Below are 11,587 nucleotides of genomic sequence, written 5' to 3'. Positions count from 1 at the left end.
GGGACTGGTCACTTCCCTCAAAGCCGGTAACTGGAACGATCCCACCGTGTGGGCCTGCAACGTAGTACCAGCGAGTATCGACATTGTCCAGCTCAACCACGTCGTGACCTTATGGACTTACTATCTTTTACTGGACAAAAAACTAGGTCATATTTGCCTGGGCAATTATGGCAAGTTCGGTAACCTCACCCCGCCCCTAACCCAGTTGATTTAAAATGAGTATCCGTGCTTGAGCCTAGGCTGACTGACCTACCAGCTACCTACTCCTGTTGTAACCGCAAAGTTTAAGCTACCCCACAAATCCTATTATGCCAACCAATACACCTATCGAAATCGACAGTGCTGTTACGACCATCATCTTGCAACACCCTACCAAGGAACAGATTCAAGCTTATGAAAACTGGTTAACCGAAATTGTTCCAATAGCCCAAGCAGCGGCCGGGCATCGTGGCGTTAATATCATTCGACCACATGAGGCTTCTCAGCCCTACACCATTGTCATCCACTTCGATTCCGAAGCGAATCTGCGGGCCTGGCTTGAGTCGGATACTCGCCAGCAACTGGTTGAAAAAGTACGTCCATTGCTTAACTCGGAAGAAACGATTGAGGTAAAAACGGGTCTAGAATTTTGGTTTACTCCACCCCAAACTAGAAAATCAGCGCCTGCTTATAAACAGTTTCTTATCACGTTGTCTGCTATTTTTCCGCTAAGTATCCTTGTCCCCTGGCTGCTCTCCCCTATTTTTTGGGCGGTTCCTTTTTTGGCTATCCCTTTAGTCAAGGCTTTTCTAACGAGTGGGATCATTGTGAGTCTAATGACCTTTGTTATTATGCCGCGTTATGTCCGACTTGTTGCCAGATGGCTATTCGCAAATCCAAAATGAGGTTTTTCGTGAACGAAATCGACAATATTCAAAATTGTATTTCTCTGCTATTTCACAAGGTGGATTTTAGCTAAAAAAGATTTCTTTAAATTAGATTATTTTAAGTTATGGCCTGCTGTTTAATGTTGTGTAATCCTAAGCGATCTCCCTTCCGGTTTGACCTATGACTCCCAGCTTTTAATTAAAATTAGTTGGCAAGCTAGCCGCTGCTGGATTGGCAAAGGTGATATACCCGTCTGGATCAAGTTGAATAAGCGTTTGGGGTATGTGTTGAAGCAGCAAATGGTCATTGATAGGCATTGGCAATTGGCAAACGTTAAATAAAGAACTCGGACCTGCCCGCAAGCAAGTCGTGTTGGCGTCTCGCTCAACCGATACTCAGTAAAGTTAATCGATTTTAGCAATGGATAATCCCGCTACCGATTTCACAAACACAGACCAGGTGATTTCGGCGGGTGCGCTGGTGCGATGGCCCATTTGATCGAACTATGGACTTAGCGCACTGTAGACATGAATGGATGTCATTACAAAATCTGTTAATAAGTAGCTCAAAAGGTTGTGGTGCAATAAAATTGTAAGTATCATTCACTTATTGGCAAACAAGGCTCCTTAAACCGGGCAAAAAAAACATTCGTGTTATAGCCTACACAATGCTTCTGATCACCTGCCGGGTAAGCGTATCGGTTTCCAGATGATGCAGAATACGGTTAAGCAATGTTTTAAGTTTTTTATACTCACTCGGTTTTGTCACCAGGCCCAAGGCTCCTAATTGATGGGCTTTATCCTGGTCTGCTATATGATCAGAAGTGGAATACATGATGACGGGAATGGACTCATGGTTCCTTTCTTTTTTTAATTGGGTCAGGCATTCCCAGCCGTTCATGATGGGCATGTTGATATCCAAAAAAATAAGATCAGGATGGGCAATTTGCCGCTTTTCTAGTTTTTGGAGGGCTTCCTGGCAACTATCTTCCAGCTGACAATCCAGCGTGGTGTCAATGTCCTGGAGGACTTCATAAAATAAATCGCGATCGTCGCTGTCATCGTCGATCAGCAGTAGGCGTTTAGACATACCGTTATTCCGGTTTATTGAAAAAGGTTTGTTTCCTGGGAAGTGTAATGATAAAGGTGCTTCCCTGCTTGATCACACTCTGCACCGTGATCGTTCCCCTGTGGCGTTCCACAATTTTTTTGCACAGGGCTAATCCTAGGCCGGTCCCTTCATAGGCATCCTTAGCATGCAGTCGGGTGAACGTCTCAAATACTCTGCCCGCGTGCTGCTGGTCAAAGCCGATGCCATTGTCAGCGACCAGGATTTTCACCAGCTGTTCATCGGCTTCGACCGTTGAAATCGTGATGATGGGTGGCTCCGTCGCTTTGGCGAATTTCAGCGCGTTATTGATCAAATTGTAAAACAGTTGATAGATTAACACAGGCGTTCCCTCAATGTCTGGTATTGCCTGCTTGTTGATTTGCGCCTGTTTATCCAGCATCAGGACTTCTAAATCCGTTTCAATCTGCTCCAAAAGAAGCATCAGATCGATTTGTTCGGGTTGCTGGGATAGTCCTGTTAGCGAGGAGTAGCTCAAAACCCCCTGGATCATGGCTAACATCCGGTCGGCTGACCGCTGAATCTTCTCCACAAACAGCTGCGCTTTCTGGGGTAGTAGGTCTCCATACTCCTCCTCAAGCCGAGTACTGAACAGTTTTACTTTACGAACCGGTTCTTTTAGATCGTGGCTGGCTACGTGGGCAAACTGTTGCAGGTCCTCATTCGACTGTTGCAGTTCGAGGGTTCGTTGCTGGACTTGCTGGCTCAGAAGCTGAGCGAATTGTTTTTGCTCGGTAATGTCCTGAACCACGCCCAGCAACGTAACCGGATTGCCCGGAGGATCGTAGAGTTGCTTGCCCGTCAGGCGAACCCACCGCTGCTGCCCATCTTCGCCCTGAACCCGGATCTCGTAGTGCAGCTTACCCGTACGGGCTAACGCCTGATGCGCCTGCTGGCGAATCGATTGGTCAGCCGGATGTATCTGAGTCGCTAGTTGCTGGCGGGAGGCTGACCGGCTAGCCCCCCAAATCTGATAAAAACGATCAGTGCCCGTTAATTCATTCGTTCGAAGGTTCAGCTCATAGGTGCCTAGCTCGGCCGATTCAATGGCTAACCGGGCTTTTGTTTCGGCTTCTTCCACCGTTTTACGAGCCAGCACCTGCTCGGTTACCTCCAGGGCCACGGCCATCACGCCGGATATGGTGCCCTCGGGTTCCCGCAACGCTTCGTAGGCAAAGTTTACGTAGACGGTTTCGGGCTGGCCATTCCGAACCAAAATCACTGGATGCTCAATCGCCGAATACGGTTCCCCCGTCGTATACACATGGTCTAAAATAGCCTCAAACCCCTGCCCTTTTAGTTCGGGTAAGCCGGCAAAAACGGATTTACCCAGTACGTCTTCTTTGGTCTTTCCCCAAAAGGTGAGCATGCGCTCATTGACGATGTCGACTACCTGGGTGCTACCCCGAAACAGAGTCATGGCCACGGGGGACTGGGCAAAAATGGCCCGCAGGTTTTGCGCACTCTTTTCGATTGTCTGCTGGGCGGTCACCTGCCGGGTTACGTCGATGGCGACATTGAGAACCCCCTGAATATGGCCCTTCAGATCATACCAGGGTTGATAGCTAAAAGTCAATATCCGTAGCTCCTTTTTGCCGTCTTTATTCAGAAATTCAATCGCTCGTTCCTGTTGTTCGACCCGTTTTCCCGTTTGGTACACCTCATCCAGTAGTTCAACGATGCCCTGGCCTTCCAGTTCAGGCAGAGCCTCCCGAATGGTCATGCCCGTAAAATCAACCTCGCCGAAAATGGCCTTATTCAACGGATGGAAAATTTCATACCGATGGTCGGGTCCTTTAAAGACATTGATAAGCGTGGGGGCTTGCAAAAACAACTGGTAAAATTGCTGCTCGGTGGCCCGTCGGATTTGATTGATGCGGATGTGGTTGGCCACCCGTACGATGAGTTCCTTGGCCGAAAACGGCTTGACCAGGTAATCATCCGCCCCGGCATTGAGTCCTTCGACTTTCGCTTCATCGCCCGCCCGGGCCGATAAGAAGATGACGGGCGTTGATTTGAGTTCAGGATGCGCTCGAACCTGGTTTAATAAGCCGAACCCATCCAGGTTCGGCATCATAACGTCGGTAATCAATAGGTCCGGCTTATGCTGTAGCAGCTTGGTCAGCGCATCCTGGCCATCCATTGCGGTTAGGACCACAAACTGTTCCCCTAGCAACCGCTCGATATAGTCTCGCATGTCCGCATTATCATCGGCCAGCAACACGGTTGGCTTGGCTACTGGATACTGATGCGATTGATCGGTACCCACCCTTTCAATCCCTATTGGCTCCTGGAGCGTTTGTGACCCGTTCCATCGCAGGGCTTCCTGCACATAAGCCGCCGATTGGGTTGATGAGGAGCGGGCGGTTGGCGGGGCCAGTTGATCGAGGGGCAAATGGGCTTTCCCCATGGGCAGGGTAATGGTGAATACCGATCCCTTACCGGGTTGACTGCTCACGTGAATGCTTCCCCCGTGGAGTTTGACGAGTTCTTTGACCATCGCCAACCCAATACCGGTTCCTTCCTGACTTCGACTAGGGCCGTTTTCGATCCGGTAGAAGCGGTTGAATACGTTATCCAACTGATCCTGTGCAATCCCAACCCCTGTATCGGCAACCACTACTTCAACCGACTGAGTCACGGCTCGTATCGTCAGGGTAATATGGCCCTGCTGGGTGTACTTAAAGGCATTCGAGACTAGGTTCAGCACGATTTTCTCCCACATATCCACATCCAGATACACCTCCCCTAGAATCGGCTCACTATGGATCAGCAGTTGCATGCCCGCTTTCTCAATGGCCGAACGAAAGCTACTGGCTAGTTCGGCCGTCAAGGCGCCAATAGCCACCGCTTGAAAGGAGGCTTTAGCCCGGCCCGCTTCGATTTTAGAAAAATCGAGCAACGTATTGACCAGCTTCTGCATGCGCAGCGCATTGCGATGCATGACTTCCAGGCCGCTTTTATAAGCTGGGTCGAGCTGGGGAGCCGTCAGCATGTCTTCAATCGGCCCCAGCAGCAGAGTCAGCGGCGTTCTGAATTCGTGGCTGATATTGGCGAAAAAGGTTGTTTTGGTCCGGTCGATCTCCGCTAAGGCTTCGGCTCGTTTTCGTTCGGCTTCCAGGGAGGCAATGTTCGAGACGACCGTAGCCATGGCACTGGCGACACTCTCAATGAATAATGCATAGTCTTCATCGAAGCTCAGGCGCGGGCTCAACCCACAGAAGAGAAATCCCTCCACGCTACCCATACTGCTTTTGAGGGGAACCAGGATACCCGTCATGGGTAATTCGGCCCAAAAGCCCCTGGGTATACCCGAAAGGTATTCGGTTAAGTCGGGGATGAGAACCGAATGCCCAGCTTGGCTAACCTCCTCAAAAGGCAGTGATTTAAGTAGCGAATTGCTCATCGCTAATGAGTCGTCAGTCGAAGCAAAAAGTAGGGGTGCTTCCGAGCCTTTCTGGGTATACAGACAAGCAAACGCTATATCTTTATTGATGGTTTTGAGATCATGGATCGCTTGCTGATAAACGTCGGTCGAGGTAGTGGCCCTGGCCAATTGAATAGCCAACTGTTTGAGGAACGTCGTACGCCGTTCACTAATGACTCGGTAAGTCGTTTCGATCACCGCATTAAAAACGCCTTCGACAGTACCCGCTTCCCCATAAATAGGGGTGAAGGTAAAATCGAAGTAACATTCTTCGGTGTAGCCGTGCCGCTGCATGGGCAGTAAGGCATCTTTAGATCCACCGGGCTGCCCGCTGAAAGCCAAGGCAAATTGCGGCTCAATCTGCTCCCAGATTTCGGGCCATACCTGGCGAGCGGTTCGCCCCAGGGCCCATGGGTGTTTATTACCCGGAATGGGACTCCAGGCATCGTTATACAGCAAATGCAGCTCTTTCCCCCAGTAAATAGCAATGGGGAAGTTAGAATTAAGGCAGATACTTAAGGCCGAGCGAAGGCTTTGCGGCCAGCTGTCGACTGCCCCTAAGGGCGTTTGGGACCAGTCAAAGGAACGAATCAATTGGCCCAGTTCTCCTCCCCCGGATAAAAAGCCTTGATTGCTCGTTGGCGATAAGCTCGAAGCAGTCAGCATATAGTCTTATTCTTATATAGATAGTCAACCTATTGGATGTCAATCAACGTGTGCCTAAATCAAGTGTGGTTGTGGGCCGCTTATGGTCAATTAAAGGGACAAGATACGGGAGAAGTTTTATTTCTTATCGAGGAGAAGCGTTAGGCCATTGACGGGTTAGTTTTATAGTCGTTACTAACACAAAAGGCAAAGCTGAGTGAGCTATTCGCGACAAGAAACCAGCAGATAGCTCCGCTGATTCGGTATCCAATGACCTCGTCGAAGCATGATGAAAAGAAAAACGGGCCTGTGGTCAGCTCCTACCTGTTCATCCGGTAAACAATACGTGGCGTGTCTGACGGGGAGGCCAGTCATAAACTTTATGAATCAATGAGACTAAGGGATACCCGCCTTTAAATTGCCTAAATTATTATTTCGATAATAGTATTTTATCAATACGATGCCTTTTAAAGAGAAGCAAAGTTGATTTTATTAAATATTGTATTTTTCAATGTTTACGTCCAGTACAGCTAATCTTTGTAAAGCCGATTTTCCACTGATTATTTCATAAATTTATAGTATCCTATTGGCAAAAAGCAGTTTGGTTATAGAAGCCTTTTCGTGGACGAATAAATATTGTGGGGTATTTGTACTTTAACAATAAAGAGAGCGGTATATATTGCAATTTTATAACTCCCCAAAGTATTATTATCTAAAGATAGACTTATTTATTCAGTAAGTCTATCCCCCAGGTGTCGTTCGACGTATATTTCATGTCAACCATAGCATTAGCCCAATAGCTGCCAACGTTTTTACCTAGCACCCGGACACACATGGCGGTGATACTCGCTTATACGACTGATGTAAACCGTATAGGACAAGCCCCACTAGGATCGATTCAATGATCCAGATGGGGTGAGTAGTAGACTACATCAGGCGTCGAATTACTCAATGCCCCTCAGACATACGGCCAGGATCGGCAACCCAAGGACAATTTCGAGCGGATAGTCACACTTTTAGTCGCGTGTACCATAGAGCACCTAAAATAGGCCATGCTCTATCACGTACAGACCCAGTAAAGCCCCAGTGTTAGGGGTTTAATCCAGTTTAACAACGGCTAAAAAATCATACTACGGCATTAGGGTTTGTGAGTGCGACAGGCCAACTATTTTTGTGCTCGAAGGCAATAACGCTCGACAACAACCCTTCGCTTACTGTTAAAGAAAAGCATTGATTAAGTTATTGAAATCCGCAGATGGCCCCTGCGCAGGCTACAAATTTGGGTGTACAGTAAATCGGTAGCCGACGTATTTAAAACATATCGTACTTTTGAGTAGAATCCAGTCAGGTACAAAAGTCATTAACCACCTTATTCGAAGCAGCCTGCCAAGTGCTACCTATGAAAAAGCTGAAAGGCCTTTGGCTACTTCTCTGGCTGCTCACCGCTGGCAGGAATGTGGCCCAGCCTTATCCAACCCGCTTTGAACACGTATCGACCCGGCCGGGGCTTTCCAACAACTTTATTACCGCCATTTGTCAGGACCGGCAGGGGTTTCTGTGGATGGGTACGGCCGACGGCCTGAATAAATTCGACGGCTACCAATATACGGCTTTTCACTTTGAGCCCAAGTCGGGTAGCCATACCTTGCAGCATACCATTGTGACCGATGTCCACGAGGATCGGACGGGCCGCCTATGGGTAACGACGATGGGGGGCGGCCTGCACCAGGTCGATAAGCGGACCGGTAAGGTGACGGCCTTTACCCACCACCCGGGGCTGTCCTACTACTGGAACGTGCACTTTAATCTGTTCGAGGACCGTCAGGGCGTGTTATGGCTGGGTACCCCCCTGGGACTACTGCGCTTTGATCCAACGACAAAAACCTTTACCCGCTACCCCATGGAGCGGATCATTCACGCCATCGGTCAGGACGCCCGGGGACACCTTCTGATTGAAGTCAAATCCCGGGGGCAGCTTTTTCGCTTCGATCCGCAAACGGGCCGGTTTACGCCCATTCGAATCCAGTTACCAAAACTAACTCACAACCCCAGTGTATGGCGCCGGGCCCCCAGTGGGCGGCAGTTTGCCTTGCCCTATCAAGCGGCTAAGCCGGTGAGTCCGTACGCCTTTCGGCTTGACAGGACCGGCCAGTTATGGATCGGTACGGAGGGCAACGGGTTGTTTCGCGGCAACCTAACCGGTGATTCGCTAACGCCAGTCGCTTATAATCCGAATGGACTAGTATGCCAGGCCATCTACGAAAGCGGCCTTTTCGAGGATAGTGCCGGATTCCTGTGGGTTTCCTCGCCCCACGGACTGCAACGGATCAATCCCAAAACGGATGAGGTCATAACGTATCAATCCAATCCAGCGCAGCCAGGGAGTTTAAGTAGCAACGATGTAAGAGCCGTCCTGCGGGACCGGACCGGCTCCGTCTGGGTCGGCACCGACAACGGCCTGGATCAGCTCCTGGCACATCCTAAACCCTTCCGTACCTATCCGAGGCACCTGCTTTCCGGGCCGGTTCGACGGCCCGACTATAACTTCCAGGCGGTACTGGAAGATCATACCGGAACGATTTGGCTGGGTAGTCTACAGAAAGGACTGTTCCGCTGGCAACCCAAGACCGGCCAGCTTGACCACATTCGGGCTAATCCGGCCGATCCGCAACGGCTGACGAGTGAAGGGGTTTCGACCCTTTTTGAAGACCATACCGGTCAGCTATGGGTCAGCACCAAAGAGGCCCTGCACCGGCTGGATCGGGCCAGTGGGACGTTTACCCGTTACCCCACGCAGATCCCCACCATGTGCATTGATGAGGACCGGGACGGTAATCTTTGGATCGGCGGGTCGGTGGGCGTGAAAGGAGCTATTGCCCGCTTGGACCCCATGACGGGGCAGTGCCAGTACTATACGCGGGACGTCCTGCAACCCAGGAGTGAAGCGGCCCTGCCGCCCAATCGGACCCTAAACCATTTTCTGGTACTGGACCTGCTGGTAAGTCGATCGGGTGCTATCTGGGTCGCCACAGCGCAGGGACTCAACCGACTGGATCCGGCGACGGGGACGTTCAGCTACTACCAGGCCGACCGGGTTCATTCATCAGGCCAACTGACCGATAACTGGGTACGAGCCCTCCACGAAGACCCACAGGGTATCCTCTGGGTGGGCACCCACCACGGTGGGCTGAATCGCTTTGATCCCCGCACAAAGCGGTTTTCGTATTTCACCACCCGCGACGGCTTACCATCCAACCAGGTGGTCAGCATTGCCCCGGATACGGGGGGGGACCTCTGGCTCGGTACAGGCTACGGCATCAGCCGGTTCAACCCCCCTACGGGTAAATTTCGCAATTTCGATGTCCGGGACGGGCTGCCCGACAACGAATGTAACCTGGGTAGCGTGCACAGTCGGCAGGGGCGGTTGCTGTTCGGTACAGTGAACGGAGCGGTCGGTTTTGAGGCCCGCCAGATCCGGCAAAACGCGGTCTTACCGGCGGTGCATCTGACCGGCTTGACCGTACTGGAAAAAAGTCGGCCCCTCCCGGCGGAATCACTGGAGCTGCCCCATCAGGAGAACTTTCTTTCCTTCGAGTTTGTCGCGCTCAACTACGAGGCTTCTGAAAAGAATCAGTACGCCTTCCAGTTAGTGGGACTCGACAAGGACTGGATTGACGCGGGCAACCGGCGCTTTGCCCGCTATACGGATCTGCGGCCGGGCGAGTATACCTTCCGGGTCAAGGCCTCCAACAACGACGGGGTCTGGAACCAGGCAGGCACATCCCTGAAGGTCATTATTCATCCGCCCTGGTGGCAAACCGGGTGGGCGTGTGGGCTGTATGCCGTGATAGTAGTAGTAGTAATACTGCTGGCCCGTCAGCACCTGATCAACCGGGAGCGACTTCGAAATGAGTTAAGGTTCGAGCGACTGACCTCGGAGAAGTGGCAGGAAATTGATGCGCTCAAATCGGGTTTCTTTGCCAATCTGTCGCACGAATTTCGTACGCCGTTGTCGTTAATTCGGGGAACGGTGGAGAAATTGCAAGCCGGGCAGGCAACCCGCCAGCACGCCGATTACCAGCTCATTGACCGCCAGGCAAGTCAACTATTAGACATGATTAATCAGTTGCTGGATCTGTCTAAACTGGAGGCAGGTAAATTAGCCCTCACTCCGAAACCGACCGACTTAAGCCGTTACCTGAAGGAGCTAACTGGCTCCTTTGTGGCTTTATTTGAGAGTCGCCAGCTGACCTACCGCTACACAGTGCCGATGCAGCCGGTTTGGGTGGCGGCAGACCCAGACAAACTGACCCGTATCCTATCGAATCTGCTGACCAACGCGGCCAAGTTTACACCCGCTGGGGGCCAGGTCCAGTTTTCGGCTTATGTGGAAGAGGGGCAACCCGGTAACCTGTTTTTGCGGGTGGTGGTCCAGGATACCGGTATTGGGGTTCCGGCTCACCAGTTGCCCCATATATTTGACCGTTTCTTCCAGGTGGATAGCACCCAGACCCGAACGCATGAGGGAACTGGTATCGGGTTAGCCCTGGTGAAGGAACTGGTGGAACTTCACGGGGGAGTCATAACCGTTGAAAGCCGGGAAGAAAAGGGTACTACGTTTACCCTGCAACTGCCCTTTTCCCCGGCCACCCAGCCCCCCGAAGCGGACAAACCAGGGGGCAACAGGCAACACCCCCTACCCTACTACCCGCTAAAGCGCCCAAGCAAACCGGAACGAAACTCCAGGTGCTGATCATCGACGATAATGCCGATCTGCGGAGCTTCCTGGTGGATTGTTTCGCCCAAAACTACCAAACTCTGGAAGCCGGCAGCGGGACAGCGGGTCTTCGTCAAGCCGTGGAGCATCTACCTGACCTGATCATCAGTGATGTCATGATGCCGGGAATGAATGGGGTAGACCTCTGCCGTCGCCTCAAAACGGATGAGCGTACGAGCCACATTCCGATTGTTTTGCTAACGGCGAAGGTGGACCTGGACAGTAAACTGGCCGGATTGGAGACCGGAGCGGATGAGTATATGACCAAACCGTTTCACCGGGAGGAATTGCTGGTTCGGGCCAGGAACCTGCTGGAGAACCGGCAACAACTACGCGAGCGGTTTAGCCGACAACTGGTCGCGCAACCAACCGGGGTAGCCGTTACGTCCATCGACGAAAAATTTCTGCAAAAAGTCATTGCCCTGCTGGAGGCCAACCTGTCCAACGCGGCCTTTACGGTAACGACATTCAGCCAGGAGATTGGGATGAGCCCCACCCACCTGCACCGTAAATTAATCGCCCTACTGGGGCAGTCGGCCAACGAATTGGTTCGGAGTTTCCGCCTGAAGCGGGCCGCCAGTCTGCTGGATCAGCAACACGGCAACGTGAGTGAAATTGCCTTCCTGGTGGGCTTTAGTAACCCCAACTATTTCACCAAATGCTTTCGGGATCAGTTCGAGTGTACCCCCACCGAGTATGCCCGCCGTCAGGCGGCTTCCGGGATAGCGAAGTAATCCACGTCT

Annotated in this window: 7 protein-coding genes; 4 read left to right on the top strand and 3 right to left on the bottom strand. The window is 51.5% G+C overall.

Annotated features, from left to right (window positions below; translation table 11 throughout):
* Together IC229_RS22575 and IC229_RS22570 are read left to right on the top strand one after the other, a co-directional pair.
* Window positions 1-214: hypothetical protein (locus tag IC229_RS22575; RefSeq protein ID WP_190889290.1), on the top strand; the 214-nt coding region annotated here is incomplete at its 5' end.
* 94 nt (window positions 215-308) lie between these two features.
* On the top strand, window positions 309-884 hold the full coding sequence (locus tag IC229_RS22570; RefSeq protein WP_190889289.1) for an antibiotic biosynthesis monooxygenase: 576 nt from the start codon (window positions 309-311) through the stop codon (window positions 882-884).
* Between the two features lie 177 nt (window positions 885-1,061).
* Here the strand turns inward: IC229_RS22570 and IC229_RS35415 are convergent, their stop codons facing one another.
* The 3 genes from IC229_RS35415 to IC229_RS22560 all read right to left on the bottom strand — a co-directional run bounded on the left by IC229_RS35415 (window position 1,062) and on the right by IC229_RS22560 (window position 6,088).
* Entirely contained in the window at window positions 1,062-1,184 is a 123-nt protein-coding gene (locus IC229_RS35415; RefSeq protein WP_223834132.1) for a PAS domain-containing protein, read from the bottom strand.
* 343 nt (window positions 1,185-1,527) lie between these two features.
* Window positions 1,528-1,956 (bottom strand): response regulator, encoded by a 429-nt coding sequence (locus IC229_RS22565; protein WP_190889288.1) that lies wholly within the window; start codon window positions 1,954-1,956, stop codon window positions 1,528-1,530.
* 4 nt (window positions 1,957-1,960) lie between these two features.
* Window positions 1,961-6,088, bottom strand: a complete 4,128-nt coding sequence (locus IC229_RS22560; RefSeq protein WP_190889287.1) for an ATP-binding protein — start codon at window positions 6,086-6,088, stop codon at window positions 1,961-1,963.
* Between the two features lie 1,378 nt (window positions 6,089-7,466).
* On the opposite strand from IC229_RS22560, the gene IC229_RS22555 reads away from it, so the two are divergent.
* Complete coding sequence (locus IC229_RS22555) at window positions 7,467-10,820, top strand: ligand-binding sensor domain-containing protein (RefSeq protein ID WP_190889286.1); 3,354 nt, start codon at window positions 7,467-7,469, stop codon at window positions 10,818-10,820.
* The gene (locus IC229_RS22550) at window positions 10,814-11,578 is read left to right on the top strand and encodes a response regulator transcription factor (protein ID WP_190889285.1); all 765 of its coding nucleotides are present in this window, start codon (window positions 10,814-10,816) and stop codon (window positions 11,576-11,578) included. Before IC229_RS22555 ends, IC229_RS22550 begins: the two co-directional genes overlap by 7 nt.
* Window positions 11,579-11,587 lie beyond the last annotated feature (9 nt).

It is taken from the genome of Spirosoma profusum (assembly GCF_014699005.1).
GTDB classification, from domain to species: domain Bacteria; phylum Bacteroidota; class Bacteroidia; order Cytophagales; family Spirosomataceae; genus Spirosoma; species Spirosoma profusum.
Note: the sequence above shows the minus strand (reverse complement) of the source record. Positions and strands in the feature narration are given on the sequence as shown.